The sequence below is a fragment of the Nocardioides sp. Kera G14 genome (genome assembly GCF_020715565.1).
Taxonomy (GTDB): domain Bacteria; phylum Actinomycetota; class Actinomycetes; order Propionibacteriales; family Nocardioidaceae; genus Nocardioides.
Window position 1 is genome coordinate 766005 of the sequence record NZ_CP085839.1, and the last position, 21861, is coordinate 787865.

The 21861-nt window shown below is 70.7% G+C and carries 20 protein-coding genes and 1 tRNA gene; 11 read left to right on the forward strand and 10 right to left on the reverse strand.

Features of this window, described 5'->3' with window-relative positions; genetic code table 11:
- Positions 1-36: 36 nt before the first annotated feature.
- From LH076_RS03830 to LH076_RS03860, 7 genes are all read right to left on the reverse strand, one after another.
- Positions 37-1446 (reverse strand): DUF1906 domain-containing protein, encoded by a 1410-nt coding sequence (locus tag LH076_RS03830; protein WP_227782676.1) that lies wholly within the window; start codon positions 1444-1446, stop codon positions 37-39.
- A 46-nt stretch (positions 1447-1492) separates the two neighbouring features.
- Complete coding sequence (locus LH076_RS03835) at positions 1493-2071, reverse strand: TetR/AcrR family transcriptional regulator (protein ID WP_227782677.1); 579 nt, start codon at positions 2069-2071, stop codon at positions 1493-1495.
- Between the two features lie 65 nt (positions 2072-2136).
- On the reverse strand, positions 2137-4008 hold the full coding sequence (locus LH076_RS03840) for a hypothetical protein (RefSeq protein ID WP_227782678.1): 1872 nt from the start codon (positions 4006-4008) through the stop codon (positions 2137-2139).
- A 91-nt stretch (positions 4009-4099) separates the two neighbouring features.
- Positions 4100-4173 (reverse strand) — tRNA-Arg (locus LH076_RS03845).
- 39 nt (positions 4174-4212) lie between these two features.
- On the reverse strand, positions 4213-4704 hold the full coding sequence (locus LH076_RS03850; protein WP_227782679.1) for a hypothetical protein: 492 nt from the start codon (positions 4702-4704) through the stop codon (positions 4213-4215).
- Positions 4705-4727: 23 nt separating this feature from the next.
- Positions 4728-7094: an SCO7613 C-terminal domain-containing membrane protein gene (locus tag LH076_RS03855; protein WP_227782680.1), complete on the reverse strand. Its 2367-nt coding sequence runs from the start codon at positions 7092-7094 to the stop codon at positions 4728-4730.
- A 59-nt stretch (positions 7095-7153) separates the two neighbouring features.
- Positions 7154-8551 (reverse strand): aminopeptidase P family protein, encoded by a 1398-nt coding sequence (locus tag LH076_RS03860; protein ID WP_227782681.1) that lies wholly within the window; start codon positions 8549-8551, stop codon positions 7154-7156.
- Positions 8552-8566: 15 nt separating this feature from the next.
- Between LH076_RS03860 and LH076_RS03865 the strand changes: the two genes are divergently transcribed.
- The 11 genes from LH076_RS03865 (at position 8567) to ettA (ending at position 19573) form a co-directional block, all read left to right on the forward strand.
- The gene (locus LH076_RS03865) at positions 8567-9694 is read left to right on the forward strand and encodes a PrsW family intramembrane metalloprotease (RefSeq protein WP_227782682.1); all 1128 of its coding nucleotides are present in this window, start codon (positions 8567-8569) and stop codon (positions 9692-9694) included.
- Positions 9691-11454 (forward strand): dynamin family protein, encoded by a 1764-nt coding sequence (locus LH076_RS03870; RefSeq protein ID WP_227782683.1) that lies wholly within the window; start codon positions 9691-9693, stop codon positions 11452-11454. Before LH076_RS03865 ends, LH076_RS03870 begins: the two co-directional genes overlap by 4 nt.
- A 60-nt stretch (positions 11455-11514) precedes the next feature.
- Positions 11515-13140: a GTPase family protein gene (locus LH076_RS03875; RefSeq protein WP_227782684.1), complete on the forward strand. Its 1626-nt coding sequence runs from the start codon at positions 11515-11517 to the stop codon at positions 13138-13140.
- Between the two features lie 159 nt (positions 13141-13299).
- A complete protein-coding gene (locus LH076_RS03880; protein WP_227782685.1) occupies positions 13300-13779 on the forward strand; it encodes a single-stranded DNA-binding protein in 480 nt (159 codons plus the stop codon).
- A 69-nt stretch (positions 13780-13848) separates the two neighbouring features.
- Positions 13849-14370 (forward strand): cysteine dioxygenase, encoded by a 522-nt coding sequence (locus LH076_RS03885; RefSeq protein ID WP_227782686.1) that lies wholly within the window; start codon positions 13849-13851, stop codon positions 14368-14370.
- On the forward strand, positions 14367-14780 hold the full coding sequence (locus LH076_RS03890) for a rhodanese-like domain-containing protein (RefSeq protein ID WP_227782687.1): 414 nt from the start codon (positions 14367-14369) through the stop codon (positions 14778-14780). The genes LH076_RS03885 and LH076_RS03890 overlap by 4 nt, the downstream gene beginning before the upstream one ends.
- 6 nt (positions 14781-14786) lie before the next feature.
- Entirely contained in the window at positions 14787-15599 is an 813-nt protein-coding gene (locus LH076_RS03895; RefSeq protein ID WP_227782688.1) for an ABC transporter ATP-binding protein, read from the forward strand.
- Positions 15600-15606: 7 nt separating this feature from the next.
- A complete protein-coding gene (locus tag LH076_RS03900; protein ID WP_227782689.1) occupies positions 15607-16248 on the forward strand; it encodes an ABC transporter permease in 642 nt (213 codons plus the stop codon).
- A complete protein-coding gene (locus LH076_RS03905; RefSeq protein ID WP_227782690.1) occupies positions 16245-16895 on the forward strand; it encodes an ABC transporter permease in 651 nt (216 codons plus the stop codon). The genes LH076_RS03900 and LH076_RS03905 overlap by 4 nt, the downstream gene beginning before the upstream one ends.
- A gap of 14 nt (positions 16896-16909) precedes the next feature.
- Positions 16910-17833, forward strand: a complete 924-nt coding sequence (locus tag LH076_RS03910) for an ABC transporter substrate-binding protein (RefSeq protein WP_227782691.1) — start codon at positions 16910-16912, stop codon at positions 17831-17833.
- 57 nt (positions 17834-17890) lie between these two features.
- Entirely contained in the window at positions 17891-19573 is a 1683-nt protein-coding gene (gene ettA, locus LH076_RS03915) for an energy-dependent translational throttle protein EttA (RefSeq protein ID WP_227782692.1), read from the forward strand.
- Here ettA and LH076_RS03920 read toward each other — a convergent pair.
- The 3 genes from LH076_RS03920 to LH076_RS03930 are packed head-to-tail and all read right to left on the reverse strand — an operon-like array spanning position 19560 to position 21828.
- The gene (locus tag LH076_RS03920) at positions 19560-20480 is read right to left on the reverse strand and encodes a sucrase ferredoxin (protein WP_227782693.1); all 921 of its coding nucleotides are present in this window, start codon (positions 20478-20480) and stop codon (positions 19560-19562) included. The genes ettA and LH076_RS03920 overlap by 14 nt on opposite strands.
- A complete protein-coding gene (locus LH076_RS03925) occupies positions 20477-21604 on the reverse strand; it encodes a cupin domain-containing protein (RefSeq protein WP_227782694.1) in 1128 nt (375 codons plus the stop codon). The genes LH076_RS03920 and LH076_RS03925 overlap by 4 nt, the downstream gene beginning before the upstream one ends.
- Complete coding sequence (locus tag LH076_RS03930; RefSeq protein ID WP_227782695.1) at positions 21601-21828, reverse strand: hypothetical protein; 228 nt, start codon at positions 21826-21828, stop codon at positions 21601-21603. The genes LH076_RS03925 and LH076_RS03930 overlap by 4 nt, the downstream gene beginning before the upstream one ends.
- Between the last annotated feature and the right edge of the window lie 33 nt (positions 21829-21861).

Sequence of the window (21861 nt, forward strand, 5' to 3'; positions counted from 1 at the left end):
GCCAGCTCAGGGCGTGGGCGGGCGCTCACCACTGGGCTACGGGGTCGCGATGTAGCTCGCGATCACGAGCCTGCCCCGCTTGAGCGGCCGTACCTGGAGTCGGCCGCTGCGCGCGGACGGCATCGTGATCCAGTGGACGCCGTTCCCGCGGACGGTGCCGATGACGTGGCCGCCGACCCGCACCTCGACCGGTACGCCGCCGCGGAGCTGCAGCCCGATCCGGCGACCGCTCACCCGCGGCCCGGTGGCGACCGTCGGCCTGGTCATCGTGAGGCTGTTGCCCGAGCGCTTCCACTTCTTGCCGTGGAACCTCGCACCGTAGTTCCAGCGGTAGGTGCAGGTCGTCTGCCAGGCGGACGTGTTGCCGGCCCGGTCGGTGCCGCGCGCCCGGGCGCAGACGCGTCCGCCCGCCCTGATCGCGACGCGGGTCGCCGTCCTTTTGGTCTTCTTGAAGCCCTTGGGTGTCCTCCAGCGACCGCCGGTCCGGATCTGGACCTGGTACCTGGCGATGCCCGAGGAGTCGTGCATCCTCCACCTCAGCGTGGTGTGGCTCGCGCGCGTCGTGTGGACGGCGCCGACGGCCAGGGTCGGCGCGGTGCGGTCGGGCGGCGGCAGCCGGAAGGCTCCCGGCTGGACGGCGCTCTCGTCGATGTTGAGGGTGACGCCGCCGTACGTCTCGTTGCCGCCGCCGGCGAACTGCCGCATCCGGCGACCGGCCCACCCGCCGGCGAACTCGGTGGTGTTGGTGGTGGGCTGACCGTCCCAGCGGGCCACCCAGATCGAGTCCGGCTTGGGGTATGTCGCCACCTGCGAGGCGGCCAGGACGTCGCGGATGGTCGAGCTCACCGAGCCGTAGACCGAGGAGTTGCGGCCGAGCTGGTGGAGGCGCTGGGTCCAGCCGCCGAGCATCGCCTGGACCGCGGCAGTGCAGCGGGCGTTGCTCGTCGGGTAGGCCTCGAGGTCGAAGGCGATGGGGGCGCCGACGGGCAGGCCCAACCGGTAGACGGAGGCCGCGGCGTCGGCAGCCATCTGGATGCCTTGGCTCCGGGCTGTGCCCGGGTCGGGGGACATCTTCTTGCTGAAGGTCGAACAGGGGGCCTGGAGGCCGACGTAGATCGGGAGGACCTGCCACCCGCCGGCGCGCACGGCGTGGACCCAGCTGGCGTCGAGCTCCGTCTGCACCTTGTCGTAGCGGACGTCGAACCGGGCCTGCTCGGGGATGTAGACCGCGATCGCCTTGTACGGCGAGGAGCGCTGCCAGGCCTGGACCTTGGAGAGCGCCGGCGTGGTCGCGGTGTCGAGCATGAGGATGTGCCCTGCTGCCGGGGCCGGCGCCGTACGTGCGGAGGCGACGGGGTCGGGCCGACCTGCCCACGCGGGGGCGGTGAGACCGAGGCTCACGGGGACGGCGAGAAGAGCGACGAGCAGGCGAGGCAGGTGGAGCACCCGCGCGACTCTACGTGCCGAAACTGGCAGCGTCCTATCAACGAGGTCAGAAGAGCGACAGCGATCCCAGCGCCTGTCGTACGACGACGGCCGGGTGTTCCTCGGAGTCGCCGGTCGCCCAGACGATGTAACCGTGGAAGGCTGCGAGTGTCAGGGCCGACCCGACCACCCGGGCGTCGATCGGGGCCAGGCCGCGACCGACCAGGTAGGAGCGCAGGATCGATGACTGTTCCTGCAGCCGCGAGGAGCCATAGGAGAAGAGCTCGCCGTGGTTCGCGATGATCTGCATCCGTGCCCGGGTGAGCGCCAGCACGGGCGTCTGCTCGGCCGTCATGAGCAGGGCGGCGGACGCGGCCGGGATGGGCTCGCCATCGGCGGTCGCCAAGGCGTCCTCGAGGTTCTCCAGCGACTCCTCGAAACGGTCCCAGACGAGGTCGGCCTTGGTCGGGAAGTAGCGGAAGAGGCTGCGCCGGCTCACCCCGGCGGCCGCCGCGATCTCGGCGGCGCTGACGTCGTCGTACCCCCGCTCCTGGAAGAGCTGCAGGGCGATCCTCGCGAGGTGTTCCCGGTCGATCTCGACCGGGCGCCCGCGACCACGGGAGGAGCCGGGCACGGAGGAGGCCATGGGGGAATAGTGCCAAACCCCGCCCGCCGCCCGCGCGGAATCGCCGCAGCGGTCGTGCCCGGAGGTCAGATCAGGGGTGTCGTCGGCGTCGTCCAGACCGGCGCGGTCCCGGGCGTGAGGACGGAGGTCGGGGACTTCACGTTGGCCGGGTAGATGTTGCTCACGGCGCCGCGCACGTAGTCGACGTACTGGTGGGCTGCGACCGGGAACTGGCTGCGGGTGTTGGCCCCACGGGCCAGCAGGATCGTCGTGAAGCCGTAGGCGTGGGCGACCTTCAGGACGCTGAGTGCGAAGTTCTGTCCGCCGGTGAGGTTGGAGAGCATCTTGACCTGCACGCGCCGCTGCCAGGACGCGCCGTACGCCGCCCGGGCTGCCGACGCGAGGTTGGCGAAGGCGGCGTTGAGGGCCGCCGGGGCGTTGAACGGGCGGATGTTCTTGACCTCCCACTCCGTCGAGAGTCCGTAGGCGGCGTTCTGCCTGAACGTCGTCAGGGCGTCGCGGAGCCCCTTGTGCTTGCGGACCCCGGTCCAGGCCCGGGTCTCGAAGCGGCCGTTCTTGAGCCACCTCGGGTTGAACGGCGCGCCGTGGGCGTTGACCCACGTGACCTGCGAGGCGGCCCGGACCTTCCCGGCCCCGCCGCGGCGCGCGGACTTGTTGGAGAAGGCGAGCTGGCCGTTGTTGTCGATCCACGTGTAGCGGTGGGCGCGCGCAGCCTTGGTGCCGCGCAGTGAGTCACCCAGCGTGCCGCCTGCGCCCTTGATGCGGGTGTCGGAGTGGTAGAACGCCTTCCCCGGAGCCACGTACGCCGACCGGCCGTGCGGCAGCACCTGGTAGGCCGGCTCGCCGCTGGTCCGGCTGCTGCTGAGGTTGGTGTCTGCCCAGATGAGGTAGCCGCCGTCGGCGTACCCGGTCGCCGAGGCCGGCGCGACCGGGCCGGTGCCCGAGCCGGGGCCGGTGAAGCTGACCGTGCCGTCGATGCCGGTGACTCCGGCCTGGACGATCCGCGGGTTGGGTGCACCGGTCGCCTGGCCGGCGAGGCGGACGGAGACGCCGGCGATCGGCAGGTTGTACTCGTCGCGGACGGTGGCGATGAACTTGCGGGAGCTACCGGTCGTGGTGGACTCCTGGACGCGGATGCTCGTGGGGTGCTGCGCGTAGACGCCGATCGGCTCCGCGTCGGAGACCGCCACGCCGTTGACGGTGCTGTCGGCGCGCACGACGGCGATGCCGGGCACCGGCGTGGTGGGGGCCAGATCGACGGGGACGTAGGTGACGCCGTCCTTCACAGCACCGACGGGTGCGGCAGCCCTGAGCGCCGGCTTCGTCGCGGGCCAGGTCGGATCCGTCAGGGTGGTCGAGGTCCCGGTGGTGGTCCTCACGCCCAGGATCGCCCAGGTGTGCCCATCGGCGCGCCGGTAGATGCCGACGCGGTTGTTCGTCACGCTGTTCCTCGAGGACCCGTTGACGTTGTTGTACGTCGGGGTGAAGTCGAATCGGATTCCGGAGCCGGAGACCGTGACCGCGTTGTCCGCGAACGTCTCCCCGAGGACGGCGTTGGTCGAGCTGTACGCGACGGCCTCGAGGTCGAAGGTGCCGTTGCCCGCGAGGGTGGCGTTGGTGTCGAAGAGGCCGGTCCTGGCGGTGCGTTTCAGGCTGGTCGTGAGCTTCTGCCACGTGGAGTCGCTGGCGGCGGGGACTGCGCTGTCGGGGCGGTAGAAGACATCGACGTGGTCCACACCGGTAGGGGCACCGAGGAGGAGATGGACCGAGGCGCCGGTCGGCGTCACACCGCCACTCGGCGTGTAGAAGGTGACGGCGAGGGCGCCCGTGGTCGGGGGGATAGGGAGCGTCTCGGCGCGCGCGGACAACGGGGCGGCGACGACGGCCAGTGCGGCGGTGGCGACGATGCTCGTCCGGATGGTGCCCCTGAGACTCATGTGGCGCACGGTAACCCGAAAAGCTGTGATTCAGGCATCAATGCGCCCTATTTCGTGTGAGGTCCGGTCGCGAAGCGAGTGATGACAGGGGCGCCCCCGGCAGGACTCGAACCCGCAACCCGCCGGGTAGAAACCGGCCGCGCTATCCAGTTGCGCCACGGGGGCTGGACGGCGCCATTCTGTCAGGCGCTTTCTCTCAGGCCTTCAGCCGGTGATGCCGGCAGCCCGCATCCGCTGCGCGCGGGCGTCGTGAGCCTCGCGGGCCGCAGAGTGGAAGAAGCACAGGACCAGCATGCCGACCACGGTGGCGACGTACGCGCCGTGCGACCACTCCCGGTGCTCGAAGAGCTCCCAGGTCTCCTTGATCGCGATGAGGAAGGCACCGAGTCCGACCACGAGCCAGCCCCACGCCTTGTTGACGAAGGAGAGAAGGGAGGCGTACTCCTCGTCATCGAGCACGAGTGCCACCTTGAGCTGGTAGTCACGCTGGCGCTTCTGGCGCAGCCACCACGCGACCGGCGGGATCAGCCACCACCATGGCGAGGTGTGCTTCGGTGGGCCCACGACCTCGGTGGCGGTGACAAGGACGTCGCGCTCGATGTCCTCGCTCTTGAGCTCCTGGATGGCCTGGTAGATCGGCCCCGCGACGAGCAACCAGGCGCCGAGGAACGCGCACCACCGGATGAACTCCTCCATGGCGCCCGACCCTAGTGGCGCGATCAGCGCAGGGCGACCAGCTGCGCCCAGGTCTGCCGGCCCTGTCGGGCCAGTCGCTCCCACTGGATCCCGCCGACCAGCAGCGCGGCCCCACCGGCGACGAAGAGCAGCGTCGGAGGTACGTCGTCCAGCAGCGGCAGGAGATACCGCAGCGTCGCGCCCGCCGTCGTGAGTGCTCCGACCGAGAGCGGTGCGAGCCAGTGCAGGACGAGACCCACGCCGACCAGCACGAGCCCGAGGACGAGCAGGAGCAGCCCACGGATGCCGGCACCCTCCTCGAGGGCGACGACGGCGCTGGGGACGATCCCGGCAAGGAGACCGGGCGCCAGGGTCGGGACCGTCCGCGCCCCCGCCCGACGCCACAGCGCCCATCCGCCGAAGCCGAGCACGACGGCAGCGGCCGGGAGGGTGTAGGCCTCGGGCAGGTCGATGTCGCTGTCCTCGAGCCGGAGCCAGAGTGCGACCAGCCCGAAGCTCGCGGCGGTTCCCGAGATCCACGTGTCGCGATCCAGGATCGCCACCACGGCACATCCGGCCGCGAGGATCGTCAGGTCGGCGGCCAACCAGCTCTGCGGGGGCTGCCCGAGGGCGACGGCGGCCAGGGCCGTGACGAGCGTCGCGATCCGCAGCGCCCACCGGTCCAGGTCGTCGGCCTCGCCCGACGGCGGCCGGATCGCGGCGAGGAGGGCGACGACCACGAGCACGGCGACGAGGGTGCCGGTGGTGACCTGGCGCAGGTCGAGCGTGACGACCGTGAGCGTCGTCCACGCGGCGAGCCCGAGGATGAACGGCAGCGACAGCGCAACCGCCGTCCGTGCCGCGCCACGGAGTCCGAGCCACGCCCATCCGGCCACGGCGGCGAGCACGACCAGGGCGAATGCGACGAGCCAGAGGCGGGGGAACAGTGGAGGGACCGTGAAGCCGAGGGCGACGACCACCGCTGTGACCCGGAGGGATCGGGGAAGTCGGCGTGTGACCCCCTCGATCCCCTGCCAGGCGACGACGGTCGCTGCGGACACCAGCAGCATCAGGAGGGGGAGGAGCGGCCAGCCGCTCCCTGCCAGGTCGCCCTCGTCCCACTCGACGCCGACCGACGTCAGTGGGTGGAAGCGGGCGTCCGCGATGGCGTCGATGATCCGTGCCACCACCATGCAGCACCACACCGCAGTGGCGATCGCGACGACGGCGGAGACACTGGCTTCCCACAGCCGGAGGCCCAGGCCGGACACGCGGGACGGGGGAAGGTCCGCCGCCACCATGGCGACCGTGGCCACCACGACCCCGGCCGTCATGAGACTGAAGACCTGCATCGGCGCATTGACCCACGGAGCCACCGTGGTGAAGGCGGCGAGCCAGAGAGCGGTGGCGGCCGCCACTGCGCGAACGGCCACGGGGAGTGCACGCGAGGCGCGCCAGGGAGCGGCGACCGCCAGGACGACGGCGGACGTCACCAGCAACGGGGCGGTACCTGCCCACGTGAAGCCGGGGTTGTGGTCGATCACCCGCACGACGCCGAGACCGGTGAGGAGGCACCACGTGGCCGCGGCGACGACCCCCAGCATGGTCGCGACGAGCCGTTGGCCGAGTCGCCAGGTCAGCCACGCGGCCGGGCAGGACAGGATGAGGACGATCGCCAGGCCGGTCGCCGGATGGCCCTCGAGACTGCCGGTGATGCCCGTCGCCGCAACGAGCGCCGCGAGGGACGCGGTGATCTCGGCGAGGACCAGGGACTGGGCGAACCGCTGGTGGACGACGTACCGGAGGAGGACGGCGGCGGCACCGATGACGACGGCGCTGGCTGTGGCGACCTGGGCGTCGTGCCCGTTGTCGAACCACCCGGCGGCCGAGCCGCCGACGGGGACCAGGGCCGCGAGGATCGCGGTGAGTGCGGTGAGCGCTTCGGCGGCCATCCGGATGCGGCGCGAGGCCGTGAGCCAGGTGCCGCCGGCTGCGGCGAACGTGGCCACGAGGAGGAGGACGGTCCGGCCGGAGTAGCCCAGCCACGCCCAGGCGAAGGCCAGGAAGGTGATCGCCCCGGCACCGAGCATCAGGGCGCCCAGCGCAAGCAACAGTCCGGGAACGGTGAAGGCGGGCACCCTTGGGTGGTCGAGCGGCAGGCGTGGCGCTGGAGGCGTCGCAGCCGGCTCAGCCGGGGCAGGGGTGCGGACCGGTGCGTGGTCGGGGCCCGGGCGCTTTGCCGGCGGGGAGAACGAGCGCAACTGGGCGATCAGTGCGTCAGCCCTCTGCAGGGTGGCGAAGAGCTCGCCGGCCACCGGCCCGTCCAGGCGCAGCCCGCACGACGGGCACGGCACCTCACTTGCCGTGATCCGTGATCGGCAGTCCGGGCAGCGCTGCGGGTCGGCCAGCATGGGCCACACCGTGCCCTGCGGAGAGCGCCTCCGGCAATGGTCCCGGGACCGCGCACCACTCAGGGGAGCAGGCGCCCCATCCACTCCTCGACCTCGTCGGGCTCGCGGGGGAGTTCATGCGAGAGGTTCCTCGCACCGTCCGCGGTGACGAGGATGTCGTCCTCGATCCGGATGCCGATGCCGCGCATCTCGCCGGGCACGAGCAGGTCGTCGATCTGGAAGTAGAGGCCCGGCTCGACCGTGAGGACCATGCCCTCCTCGAGCATGCCCTCGACGTAGGCCTCCTTGGCGGCGGCCGCGCAGTCGTGGACGTCCATGCCGAGCATGTGGCTGACCGAGTGGAGCGTCCACCGGCTGTAGATCTTGCTGTTCTCGTCCAGCGCCTCGTCGACGCTGACCGGCAGCAGGCCCATGTCCGACAGGCCGTGCGCCAGCACCTCGATCGCGGCGTGGTGCGGCGCACGGAACGCGGCACCGGGCCTCACCGCCGCGATGCCGGCCTCCTGGGCCCGGAGCACCAGGGAGTAGAGGTCACGGTGCAGCGCCGAGTAGCTGCCCGACGCGGGCAGCGTGCGGGTGATGTCTGCGGTGTAGAGGTTGCGGCCCTCGACGCCCATGTCGAGCAGGATCATGTCGTCGGGCTTCACCGGGCCGGTGTTGTCGATCCAGTGCAGCGTGGTGGCGTGCTGGCCGGCGCCGACGATCGAGTCGTAACCCAGGTCATTGCCCATGGCGCGCGCGCGGCGGAAGAAGGTGCCCTCGATCCAGCGCTCGCCGTAGGTGCGGACGTTGTCCCACTCCCGGATGCAGTCCTCGAAGCCGAGCGCCGTGATGTGGCAGGCCTCCTCGAGCTCGGCGACCTCCCACTCGTCCTTGACCAGGCGCAGCTCGGAGGCGACCCGGTCGAGGTCGCCGTCCTCGCCGAGTCGGCGCGTCTTCGTCGTGCCGGAGAGGTCGAGCTCGTCGATGTGGCGGACGGTGAGGCCGAGTGAGTCCGACAGTTCCTTCCCGGACGGGCGGCGGCCCGCCCACAACTCCCCGTACACGCGGTCACGGAAGAACTCGTCGGTCTCACGCGAGGAGCGCGGGCGGGCGTAGAGCACCGCCTCGCCGTCGGGCTCGATGACGAGCGCGGCGTCGGAGGTCTGGTTGCCGGTGAAATAGGCGTGGGCGGTGTCGGCGCGGAAGCGGTAGTCGGTGTCGTTGGCCCGCTGCTTGTAGGTGCCCGACGGGATCACCAGGCGCTCGCCTGGAAACGCTGCGGCGAGGCGGGCGCGACGTGCCGCGGCCCAGGGCGTGATCGGGTGCGCGGGCAGGTTGAGCTCGCGGTCGCCCCAGCCCTCGCGCATGAACGCCGACCAGGCCTCCGGCACCGCCTGGTCGTGGGACTCCGTCGCCTCGCCCGCCTGGACCTCGCTCGCCTGGACCTCGGACTGCTCGGACTGCTCGCTCACCATGGGAGCATTCTCCCCATGCAGGGGGCGCAGCGGGCAACAACGGGTCGGGTCTTCACCGTGATCGTCACGATCGTCGTCCTGCTCGCGGCGGTCCCGATGGTGCTGCTGCTCGCGATCTCCGGCGCCCCCAGAACGATGGTGACCGCCACGGTGCTGGCTGCGCTTCCGGTGGTGCCGTTGGTGGCGGCGTACCTCTGGCTCGATCGCTACGAGCCGGAGCCGCGTGGGCTGCTCGCCCTCGGACTGGCCTGGGGCGCCTTCGTCGCCTGTTTCGCGGCGGTCGTGCTGGAGGGCATCGGCGGCGTCCTGTCCAGCGTGGACAGCGATTCGGGCGTCACGTTCCTCACGCCGGTGGTGGAGGAGGCGGTCAAGGGTGCCTTCCTGATCGGCCTGCTGTGGTGGCGGCGCGACGAGCTGGACGGCGTGCTCGACGGGATCGTCTACGCCGGCATGGTCGGCATCGGCTTCGCCTTCACCGAGAACATCCTCTATCTGGCCGCGGCCTACAACGGCACCGACGGCGTCGGGCCCGGCGGCACCTCCGCACTGGCCAGCACGTTCGTCGTGCGGTGCATCGCCAGCCCCTTCGCGCACCCCCTCTTCACCGCGTTCACCGGCGTGGGGGTCGGCCTGGCCGTCGCCTCCCGCCGGCCGCTGGCGCGGTTGGTCCTGCCCTTGTGCGGGTACGTCGTCGCCGTGATCGCCCACAGCGCATGGAATGCGTCGACCGTCTATGGCCTGAGCGGCTTCGTCTCGGTCTATGTCCTGCTGATGGTGCCGATCTTCGCCGGCCTGGCAGGCCTTGCGCTCTGGGCCCGCGGCTCGGAGGCACGTCTGCTGGAGCGGGCGCTGGCCGACTGCGCGAACCGCGGCTACCTGCCCGCCAGCGACATCGGGTGGATCGTCGACCTGGGGGCGCGGCGCCGGGCGCGGCTCTTCGCGAGCCAGACCGCCGGCCATGCGGGCCTGCAGGCGATGCGCGAGTACCAGCAGGCGGCGATCGAGCTCGGCTTCCTCCACCACCGGGTCCTCCGCGGAGCCCCGCCGCCCGATTTCGTGGCGCGCGGGCAGGTCTATGTCGACAGGATCGGTAGGGTCAGGCCGATCATCGCTTTTCCCGGACAGGTGGTACCCAGCCGATGACGGCTTCCGACGCCGCAGGCAGCGCGGGCAACATGCCCGGCTCTGCCAGTGCGGACAGCACCCGCATGGTGACCGCGCTGGTGCGACTGCGCCAGGCGCTCACCGATGCCGTGCTGCCCCTCGAACTTCCGGGCGTGCAGGCGGCGCGTGCCAGTCAGGACGAGCTGGTCAGCCAGCTCGAGGACTACGTGATCCCGCGCATGATGACGATCGACGCGCCGCTGCTCGCGGTCGTCGGCGGCTCCACCGGCGCCGGCAAGTCCACGCTGGTCAACTCCCTCGTCGGGCAGCGGGTGACGACGCCCGGCCTGCTGCGCCCCACCACGCGCTCACCTGTCCTGGTCCACAACCCCGCCGACGCGCAGTGGTTCGGCCAGGACCGCCTCCTGCCCGACCTGGAGCGCGTCAGCCACTCGACCAACGACCCGGGGGCCCTGCAGTTGGTGGCCTCCGACGCCGTGCCCGCGGGTCTCGCGATCCTCGACGCCCCTGACGTCGACTCGGTCGAGGAGGCCAACCGGATCCTCGCGGCGCAGCTCCTCGCCGCCGCCGACCTCTGGATCTTCGTCACCTCCGCCGCGCGCTACGCCGACCAGGTGCCGTGGGAGTTCCTGCGCGCGGCAGCTGAGCGCTCCACGGCCGTGGCGGTCGTCCTCGACCGCACGCCGGCCGACGCGATCCAGACCGTGGCGACCCACCTCGCCCGGATGCTCGCCTCACGCGGCCTCAAGGACTCTCCTCTCTTCATCGTCAACGAGAGCACGGTCTCCGAGGAGGGGCTGCTGAAGCCCTCGCTCGTCGCCGAGATCCGCGGCTGGCTCGAGATGCTCGCCGCCGACGCGGGTGCGCGGCACGCCGTCGTACAGCAGACTCTGGACGGCGCGGTGCGCACCGCCGCCCGCAAGTCACATCCGATCGCCGACGCCGCTCAGCAGCAGGGCGAGGCCGTCGGAGGGCTGCGCCGCGACGCCGTGCAGGCCTACGACGTGGCATTGCGCGCCATCCTCGAGGCCACCGCCGACGGCACCATGCTCCGGGGCGAGGTGCTCGCGCGGTGGCAGGAGTTCGTCGGCACCGGTGAGCTCCTGCGTTCCCTCGAGAGCCGCGTGGGCAAGCTTCGCGACCGGTTCGTCAACGCGGTCAAGGGCAAGCCGCAGCAGGCCGAGCACGTCACGACCGCCATCGACTCCGGGCTGGAGCTGCTCATCCTCGAGCATGCCGAGTCCGCCGCCGAGCGCGCCGAGCAGGCCTGGTTGCAGCTCGACGCCGGCCGTGGCCTGATCAAGGCCGCACCGACCGACCTGGGGCGCGCCTCGCGCGATCTGCGCCGCAAGGCCGAGCGGGCCGTGCGCGACTGGCAGTCCGGCGTGATCGAGATGGTCCGTGACGAGGGCGCCGACAAGCGCACCACCGCCCGTTTCCTCGCGTACGGCGTCAACGGACTCTCCGTAGCCCTGATGGTCGTGGTCTTCGCCTCCACCGCAGGGCTCACGGGTGCGGAGGTCGGCATCGCCGGCGGGTCGGCCGTGCTCGGCCAGAAGCTCCTCGAGGCCGTCTTCGGCGACCAGGCCGTGCGCAGCCTGGCCGACCGTGCGCGTGCCTCGCTGGAGACGTCGGTCCGCGCGCTCTTCGCCGACGAGGTCGCGCGTTACACCGACCTCGTGGACACGCTCGGGATCGACGCCGAGGCGCCCGAGCGCCTGCGCCAGGCCGCGCGACGGGTCGACGACGCCCGCTTCGCCGCCCAGCACGAGGCGTGACGACCTCAGCGGGTTCGCTGGGAATCCCTCTCCATCAGCGTGACCGTTAGGCTGACGCACGTGATCTTCAAGGGCGGCACCACCGACATCGGGGAGCGCATCGACGGCTTGGCGACGGCGGTCTCGGCCGCAGAGGGCCGCCTCCCCGCCGACGTCACCGATGAGGCCCAGGCGGTCGTCGACCGCGCCAGCAGCCGGCTCAAGCTCTCCGCCGACCACACCGTCGTCGGCATCGCCGGTGCCACAGGCTCCGGCAAGTCCTCGACCTTCAACGCCCTGACCGGCTTGGAGCTCTCGGCCGTCGGCGTACGCCGGCCGACGACCTCGTGGGCGACCGCCTGTGTCTGGGGACACCAGGGCGCACGCGAGCTTCTCGAGTGGCTCGGCATCCCCGAGCGTCACCAGACCACCCGCGACTCGATGCTCGACACCCGCCGCGAGAGCAATGAGCTCGACGGCGTCGTCCTGCTGGACCTGCCCGACCACGACTCGACCGAGGTCGCCCACCACCTCGAGGTCGACCGTCTCGTCGTCCTCGCCGACATGCTCGTGTGGGTCCTCGACCCGCAGAAGTACGCCGACGCGGCGATCCACGACCGCTACCTGCAACCGCTCCGGTCGCACTCGGACATCATGGTCGTGGTGCTCAACCACATCGACGAAGTGCCCGAGGAGCGGCGCGAGTCGATGCTCGCCGACGTACGCCGGCTGCTCGACGCCGACGGGCTGCCGGATGTCCCGGTCTACGGCGTCTCGGCGAAGTTCGGCTGGGGCGTCGACGAGCTCCGCACCGAGATCGCGCGCCGGGTTGCCGACAAGAAGACGACCCGGTCCCGCCTCGAGGCCGACCTCCGGGGCGCGGCGATGAAGCTCGAGGAGGTCTCCGGGGAGGCCAAGCCGCGCTCGCTCTCGCCTGCCCGGATCGAGGCGCTCGACGACGCGCTCGCCGAGTCGGCCGGTGTCCCCACCATCGTCGACGCGGTCCAGCGTGCGACCCGGGTCCGCGCCAACCGCGCGACCGGGTGGCCGCTCATCTCCTGGGTCTCGGCGCTCAAGCCCGACCCGCTCAAGCGCCTCCACCTCGACCTCGGCTCCGCCGGGCGTGAGCTCACCGGCAACGCCCGCACGTCCGTGCCGGCACCGACGGCCGTGCAGCGCGCACGTGTCGACACCGAGGTGCGGGCGCTCGCCGACGATGCCGGCGCAGGCCTCGGTGCGCCGTGGCAGGAGTCCATCCGTCGCGCCTCGGTCGCCCACATCGACGACCTCGGTGACGGCCTCGATGCCGCTGTGGGGAAGGTCGACCTCGGTGCCGACAAGCTGCCCGTCTGGGCCGGTCTCGTCCGTGTCGTGCAGTGGCTGCTGATTCTCGCCGCGCTCGGTGGGCTGGGGTGGACGGTCGCCGCCTTCGTCAGCGGGGGACTCGACGACGACTCGATCCCGCACGTCGCCGGTGTCGCGCTGCCGCTCGTGCTGTTGATCGGTGGCGTCGGGCTCGGCATCGTCTTCGCGCTCGTCTGCCGGATCCTCGTCGCGGGCACGGCGCGGAGCCGGGCCGCGCGCGCGGACGAGCGTCTTCGGGAGGCCGTCTCGTCGGTGGCGCACGAGCTGATCGTCGTGCCGGTCGAGGCCGAGCTGTCGGCGTACTCGACGGTGCGCGCGGGCCTCAGCCGCGCGCTCTCCTGACGCCTCACTCCTGTCACACCAGAGGCCTCTGGGCCTCCCGGGTCGTCTCCCGGGGCCGGTGTCTCCACAGTCCCAGCGCTGATGCAGCTGCCCCGTCGGTCGTGCTGGACAGGCTCGTGGTCGAGCGGGCCGCCCGGCTCGCACCGATCAGGAGGAACGATGAACGACACCACCATCCAGGTGCGCGGGTACGTCGGCGGGGACGTCGTCGTGCGCGCCGTCGGTGACACCCACGTCGCCAACTTCAGGCTCGCCTCGACGCCGCGCATCTACAACCGCGCCACGGGGGAGTGGGGCGACGGCCCGACGCAGTGGTACTCCATCACCGCGTGGCACCAGACGGGCCTCAACGCCGCCAGGTCCCTGCGCAAGGGTCACCCGGTCTTCGTCGGTGGCCGCCTCACCGTCAAGGAGTGGGCGGACCAGAACGGTGTCCTGCGCACGACGCTGGAGGTCGAGGCGGACTCGGTCGGTCACGACCTCAAGCGCGGCAGCACCATCTTCGTCCGCAACGAACGGCCCCAGCAGGCCGAGCGCGACGCCGAGGACACGGCAGCCGAGGTCGCCGAGCAGACGGTCGAGCTCGACGTCGTCACGGAGGACGACCCGGTGCGTGACTGGCGGGAGCGCGCCGCCTGAGGTGGCGCGGGGGCGTGTCGCCATGCGGTCCCCATATAGTCTAGTGACTTAGTAGGCTATGGTGATCGCATGGCCACTCCTGCAACCACCCTCTCGCTCGCCGAGCTTGCCGGTGTCACGCGTGCCTTCGCCGAGCGCGTCCAAGCGGGGGAGTTCGCCGTGGAGGAGTGTGCCGACGAGCGCTGGCACGTGCGCATCCACGCCGACGACCAGGTGGATGTGTGGCTGATCAGCTGGACGACCGACCAGGGCACCGAGCTCCACGACCACGGCGGCTCGGCGGGCGCCTTCACGGTGGTCGACGGCACCCTGACCGAGTCCGTGTGGGCACGTGGCCGTTTCGGGGCGACCGGAGAGCTGACCGACCTGCACCGCTCCGCGGGAGAGACGGTGACCTTCGGGACGCACTACGTTCATGACGTGCGCAACACCGACATCCCGGTGGCCGTGAGTGTCCATGCCTACTCGCCGCCGCTCAGGCTGATGCATTACTACGACTACAGCGCCGGAGTCCTCGTCGAGCGAGCCTCGCAGTGGACCGAGGACCCCGAGGCACCGTCCCCGGATCGGCCCGACCGGATCGCCTCGTGATCCATGCGAGCGTCGATGCGATGCTCGCGACTGCACGGCAGGGGCTGACCCGGCTCTCTCCGCAGCAGGCGGCCGACGCGGTTGCGGCGGGCGCCCTCATCGTCGACATCCGGCCCGCGTGGCAGCGGGAGGCCGATGAGGAGATCCCCGGCTCCCTCATCGTCGAGCGCAACCACCTGGAGTGGCGGCTCCATCCCGGCTCCGGCGCCAGCCTGCCGCAGGCCCGGCCCGGCCAGCAGTGGATCGTCGTGTGCACAGAGGGCTACACCTCCTCGCTCGCCGCCCGCTCCCTGCTCGACCTCGGGCTCGACGCCGCCGACATCGACGGCGGAATCGTGGCGTGGAAGGCCGCCGGCCTGCCAGTCTGTACCGGACCCTCCGCCATCGAGTCGATCGTCGCCGGGAGCTGAACTGACATGGGCATCGAGTTCCAGGCCGTCGGGAAGTCCTACCCCGACGGCACCCGTGCCGTCGGTGACTTCTCGCTGGTGATCCCCTCGCGCACCACCACCGTCTTGGTCGGCTCCTCGGGCTGTGGCAAGACCACCCTGCTGCGGATGATCAACCGGATGGTCGAGCCGACCTCCGGGCAGGTCCTCATCGACGACGTCGACGTCTCGACCCGGGAGCCCGTGGAGCTGCGGAGGAGCATTGGCTACGTGATGCAGCACGCCGGGCTGCTCCCGCACCGGCGCGTGATCGACAACGTCGCGACGCCACTCCGGCTGGGCGGCGTACCGAGAGCGGAGGCGCGGGAGCGGGCGCGGGCCGCACTGGAGCGGGTTGGGCTCGCGGCCGAGCACGACCGGAAGTACCCCGCGCAGCTCTCCGGCGGACAGCAGCAGCGCGTCGGTGTCGCACGCGGACTCGTCACCGACCCCAACATCCTGCTCATGGACGAGCCGTTCGGCGCCGTCGACCCGATCGTCCGTGATGACCTCCAGCGCCAGTTGCGGGTCCTGCAGGGCGAGCTCGGCAAGACCATCGTCTTCGTCACCCACGACATCGACGAGGCGCTCTTCCTCGGTGACCAGATCGTCATCCTGCGCACGGGCGGCGAGGTCGCCCAGGTGGGAACGCCTGCCGAGATCCTCGCCGAGCCGGCCGACGACTTCGTCCGCAGCTTCGTCGGTCTCGACAAGGCCAAGCGGCGGTTGCGGGTCGAGCAGATCGACGGCCGCCAAGCGGTCATCGACGAGGACGGCCGCGTCACCGGGCTCCTGACATGAGTCGGCCGTGAGCTGGCTCTGGGCCAACCACGGCAGGATCCTCGACCTGACCTGGCAGCATCTCGTCCTCAGCATCGTCCCGGTCGTCCTGGGGCTGCTGCTCGCGATCCCCCTGGGATGGTGGGCCTTCAGCTCCCGCCGCCTCCGCACCCTCATCGTGGGACTGGCCGGTGTGCTCTACACGCTGCCGTCGCTGCCACTGCTGATCATCCTGCCCGGCCTGCTGGGCACGAGCTTCCTCGATCCGATCAACGTCGTCGTCGTACTCACGCTCTACGCCGTGGCACTCTTCGCGCGGATCGTCACCGATGCCTTCGACCAGGTGGGTCCGCAGATCCGTGACGCCGTCCGCGCGACGGGCTTCTCCGGATGGCAACGCTTCATCTCCGTCGAGCTGCCGTTGGCCGGACCGGTCATCCTCGCCGGCGTCCGCGTCGTCTCCGTCGGCACCGTCAGCCTCGTCACCGTGGGGGCGATCATCGGTGTCAGCAATCTGGGGTCACTCTTCACCGAGGGCTTCCAACGGAACTTCCGGACCGAGATCCTCATCGGCGTCGCGGCCGTCGTCCTGCTCGCGCTCGTGCTCGACGTCGTGTGGGTGCTGATCGGTCGGCTGCTGATGCCCTGGACCCGGGTCGTGCACGGGTGAGCGTCTTCAGCGAAGCCTTCGACTGGCTCACCGACTCGGCCCACTGGCAGGGCGACGACGGTGTCACGCATCGCCTGCTGCAGCACCTCGGCTACACCGGGCTGACGGTGGTCATCGCCGCCGCGATCGCCATTCCGATCGGGCTCTGGATCGGCCACACCGGCAGGCTGCGCTGGCTCGCGGTGGGCCTCAGTGGAGCACTCCGCGCGCTGCCCACCCTCGGCCTGCTCACGCTGGTGGTGCTCTGGCGCGGGATCGGCCTGACCGCCCCGTTGATCACCCTCGTCGTGCTCGCCGTCCCGCCCCTCCTCGCCGGTGCGTACGCCGGCCTGGAATCGATCGACCGGCGCACGGTCGACGCGGCGCGCGCGATCGGCATGACCGAGTGGCAGATCCTCATCCGCGTGGAGGTCCCGCTGGCCGCGGGGCTCATCGTCGCCGGGCTGCGTTCGGCGACGCTGCAGGTGATCGCCACCGCCACCATTGCGGCCTACATCGGACTCGGTGGGCTCGGCCGCTTCCTCATCGACGGCGTGGCGGTGCGGGACTATCCGCAGACGCTTGCGGGTTCCCTCGTCGTCGTGGTCACCGCTCTTGTCGTCGACGCCGTCTTCGCCGGAGCCCAGAAGTTAGCCACACCCAGATAGAAGGTTGGACACCAATGAAGTTGAACCGCATCACTGCCGGCATCGCCGTCGCCGCCCTCAGCCTCTCGCTCGCCGCCTGCGGTGGGGACCCGACGAAGGCTGACGACGATTCGGGCAGCAAGGATGCCGGCAGCGGCACGATCGTCGTCGGCTCGGCCGCCTTCGGCGAGAGTGAGATCCTCGCCGAGATCTACGCCCGGGCCCTCAAGGCCAAGGGGGTCGACGCCTCCACCAAGCTCGACATCGGCCAGCGCGAGGCCTACATCGGCGCGATCAAGGACAACACGATCCAGGTCTTCCCCGAGTACAGCGGCAACCTGCTGACCTTCCTCAAGGCCGACGCCACCGAGACGTCCTCGGAGGACGTCGTGACCGCGCTCAAGTCCGCGCTGCCCTCCGACCTCGAGGTGCTCGAGCCGGCGCCGGGTGAGGACAAGGACTCGCTCAACGTGACCGCGGACTTCGCCTCGAAGAACGGCGTCGCCTCAATCGCCGACCTCGCCAAGGTGTCGGGCCTCAAGCTCGCGGCCAACCCCGAGTTCAAGACCCGGCCCTACGGCATCCCCGGCCTGGAGAAGACCTACGGCCTCAAGGGGATCACGTTCACCGCGATCTCCGACGGCGGTGGCCCGGCCACCCTCAAGGCGCTGACGTCGGGGCAGGTCGACGTGGCCGACATCTACTCCACGACGCCGTCGATCACCGAGAACAAGCTGGTCACCCTCGAGGACCCGCAGAACCTCATCGCCGCGCAGAACGTCATCCCGCTGGTCCGCAAGGACGCCGACTCCGACACGGTCACCGAGGTGCTCAACGCGGTCTCGGCCAAGCTGACCACGGAGGAGCTGCTCAAGCTCAACACGGCCTTCGCGGCCGACTCCAAGCCGACCGCCGCCGACGTCGCCTCCCAGTGGCTCAAGGACAACGGCCTCGACTGACCAGCGTCTGACCCGCGGAATGGGGAGAGGACGTACTCGCCACTAGGCTTTCGTCCCATGGCCGAGTACGTCCTCTCTCTGCGCAATGTCCGTAAGGCTCACGGCGACAAGGTTGTCCTCGACAACGTCACGCTGTCCTTCCTCCACGGCGCCAAGATCGGCGTCGTCGGGCCGAACGGCATGGGCAAGTCGTCGCTGCTGAAGCTGATGGCTGGCCTCGACCAGCCCAACAACGGCGACATCGTCCGCGACCCCGACGCCACGGTCGGCATGCTCCAGCAGGAGCCGCCCCTGACCGAGGGTAAGACCGTCCTCGAGAACGTCGAGGAGGCCGTCGCCGAGGTCAAGGGCAAGATGAAGCGGCTCGACGAGGCGTACGCCGAGATGGGTGACCCCGACGCCGACATGGACGCACTCATGGCGGAGACGGGCGAGCTGCAGACCTTCCTCGACAACGTCAACGCCTGGGACATCGACTCCAAGCTCGAGCAGGCGATGGACGCACTGCGCTGTCCGCCGCCCGACCTTCTGGTCGACAACCTCTCGGGTGGCGAGCGCCGCCGCGTCGCGCTCTGCAAGCTGCTCCTCCAGGAGCCCGACCTGCTCCTCCTCGACGAGCCCACCAACCACCTCGATGCCGAGTCGGTGCAGTGGCTCGAGGGCCACCTCAAGAGCTACAAGGGTGCTGTCCTCGCGGTCACCCACGACCGTTACTTCCTCGACAACGTCGCCGAGTGGATCGCCGAGGTCGACCGCGGCTCGATCCACGGCTACGAGGGCAACTACTCGACCTACCTCGAGACCAAGAAGGACCGTCTCAAGGTCGAGGGGCAGAAGGACGCCAAGCGCGCCAAGATGCTCGAGAAGGAGCTCGAGTGGGTCCGGTCCAACGCGAAGGGCCGCCAGACCAAGTCCAAGTCGCGTCTCGCGCGCTACGAGGAACTTGCCGCCGAGGCCGAGAAGGCCCGCAAGATCGACACCTCCGAGATCAACATCCCTGCCGGCCCGCGCCTCGGTGACGTCGTACTCGAGGCCGAGCACCTGTCGAAGTCGTTCGGCGACAAGCTGCTCTGGAACGACATCTCCTTCACCCTCCCGCGTGCCGGCATCGTCGGCGTCGTGGGCCCCAACGGCGTCGGCAAGACCACGCTCTTCCGGATGATCACCGGTGGCGAGGCGCCTGACTCCGGCAAGCTCAACGTGGGCCAGACTGTCAAGATCTCGTACGCCGACCAGAGCCGCGCCAACATCGACCCCAAGAAGAACGTCTGGGAGGTCGTCTCCGACGGGCTCGACTTCATCAAGGTCGCCAACTTCGAGATGAACTCACGCGCCTACGTCGCCTCCTTCGGCTTCAAGGGCCCGGACCAGCAGAAGCTCGCCGGCGTCCTCTCCGGTGGAGAGCGGAACCGCCTCAACCTCGCGCTCACGCTCAAGCAGGGCGGCAACATGCTGCTCCTCGACGAGCCGACCAACGACCTCGACGTCGAGACCCTCTCCTCCCTCGAGGACGCGCTGCTCGACTTCCCGGGCTGTGCCGTGGTCACCTCGCACGACCGCTGGTTCCTCGACCGCATCGCCACCCACATCCTCGCCTGGGAGGGCACGGAGGACGAGGAGGGTCAGTGGTTCTGGTTCGAGGGCAACTTCGCCTCCTACGAGGAGAACAAGATCGAACGTCTCGGTCCCGACGCGGCACGCCCGCACCGGGTGACCCACCGCAAGCTCACGCGCGACTGATCTCGATCAGCTCGTGCCGGGTGACCGGCTCGGGGCGTCCGGCCTTGCACGTCAGGCGTCCGAGCTCTGACTCCGATCGCGTCGTGCGGACCGTCACGCCGTAGGTCGCGCCATGTGCGCTCATCGTCGTGGTCGTCAGGTCTCCGTCCACGGTGCGTGACTCGAGCCGGACGGCGTCGATCCCGGTGAGGCCGAGCTCGGCGCGGAGGAACGCCTCGGCCGCCTGGACGGGCATCGCGTAGGACGACCGACCTCGTAGGTGCTCGGGCGCGAGCTCCCCGCGGAGGTGCGCCTCGGCGACGGCGACTGCCGAGTCAGGCTCGAGCCGGCCGTAGTAGAGGCCATGGGGAAGCACCACCATGTTGGCCGCGAAGCGGTCCCCGCCGACGTGGGAGACCTCCCAGGTCTGCTCGGGATGGGCCTCGGACAACGCACGCGCCACCGGGCGTCCGCGCTCGGCGCAGCAGGTGTCGTGGCGACCGTTGGTGCAGACGAGGAAGAGGTCGCGGTCGGGCCCCCTGACAGATGGCAGTCCGCTGCTGCCACCGCGTCGGAGGGACTCGAGGTCGACGTCGAGGGCCTCCCGCGGGTCCGCGAGGACACCGCCCTCCAGGCGTGGGGCGGTGCCGTCGGCGTACGCGGCGAAGACCCGGAGGCCCTCGTCGGTGTCGGGGCGGGAGTGGAAGCGCCGGATCAGCAGGATCTTCGCGCCGAGCTGACCCGCGCGCTGCCGGAGCGCCGGGCCGAGGCCTTCGGGCAGGCGGGCGTCGAGCAGCGCGGTCACGCCCCACGGCCCGACGTGCTCGAGGAGCAGCCAGATACGCACGTTCGTCGCGCTGCCGGCGAGTGACTCGGCGCGCTCCAGGCTCGCCGCCGCGCAGCGGAATCCCGCTTCGGCAGCACTCACGCGATCTCCAGGAGGCCTTCCCGCACCAGACGGCGACAGAGGACCAGAGTGCTCTCCCCGTCCAGCGGCAGGTCGGCCGGCGTGAACGCCGTGCGGGCGCAGACCTCCTCGACCGCCGCGCGGATCCGACCGGGGAGGGTCAGGGCGCGATCGCCGAGAAGGAGCTCGATCTGCTCGCCCCCTCCGGCGCTGTCGAGCAGGACACACGGCACCCCGGCCCGCCGTCTCAGCGCGGTGTCGAGGGCGATCGACTCTCGCCCGAGTACGTCGTGCAGCCCACCGGCCAGCCTCGGCGGACGTGAGGTGAGGAAGCGTCGGATCTCGGAGTCGACGGCCGTGCTCGCGTCGAGTCGACGTACCTCCTCGGCGAGCTCCTCCAGCCGGGACGCGAGCCCGTCGCGCAGCGACGCGGGGTCGTCGAGATAGCCGGCCGGAAGGTGCTCCGCGGCGATGCCGCGCAGCGCCGGGGCGACGGCGCGCTCGACCAGACCACGCCAGGTCAGCTGGTTGATGCCGAGCGTGACGTGGAGCGAGACGGTCTCCTGGGCGCGGGCGGCGTGGGGGGTGCCCGTGGGGAGGTACATCGCGAGGCCCGGCTCCATCAGGACCTCCTCGGCACCGTCCTCGCCGTGGATCTCCCACTGCTTGGTTCCGGCGGTCTGGAAGACGAAGACGTCATGGCTGTCGGAGTGGACGGCGAAGCCCTGCGAACCCGGCGGGGTCAGGTAGGCGTTGGCCTGGCACGGGTGGCCCAACTCCAGCTCGAGCGCGGCGACCAGCTCGGCCAACGGCTGGTGATAGCGGTGCAGACCCTGGAAGACGATCGTCGCGCCCTCATCGAAGAGGGCCAGCGCCTTGCGGGGATCGACGAGGCCGCTCAGGGGTCGTCCGGCGATCGTCGCGCCCTGTCGGGTGAAGGCGGCGTCGCCCAGCACCGAGCCGTCCTTGGCCACCCGGATGGCAGGTGTTCTGATCGCGGTCGAGGTCAGCAGTCGGTCGGCGTCGTCGAGCGACAGCAGGCCGACGAGGAGCTCGGGGTCGGTGCGGTGAAGGTGAACGCGTGACGCCCAGACCTTCGCGAGGAAGGTCTGGGCGTCACCGCTCAGCAGATCGAGCGCGTTCACGCAGTCTCGGTGATCGCGCCGTCGGTCCCGTCGGTGCCGTCACCGTCGGTGCCGTCGGTTCCGTCGCCGTCCGTGCCGTCGGTTCCGTCGCCGTCGGTGGCGTCGCCGTCGGTGCCGTCCGTGCCGTCGCCGTCCGTGCCATCGGCGTCGCCGCCGATCACGGGCAGGTCGTCCGCCGAGGGCGTGTTGGTGATCTCGTCGTCGCTCAGGGGCTGCTCGGTCATCTCGTCCTCCGTTGGATCAGTGATGGGTGAGGT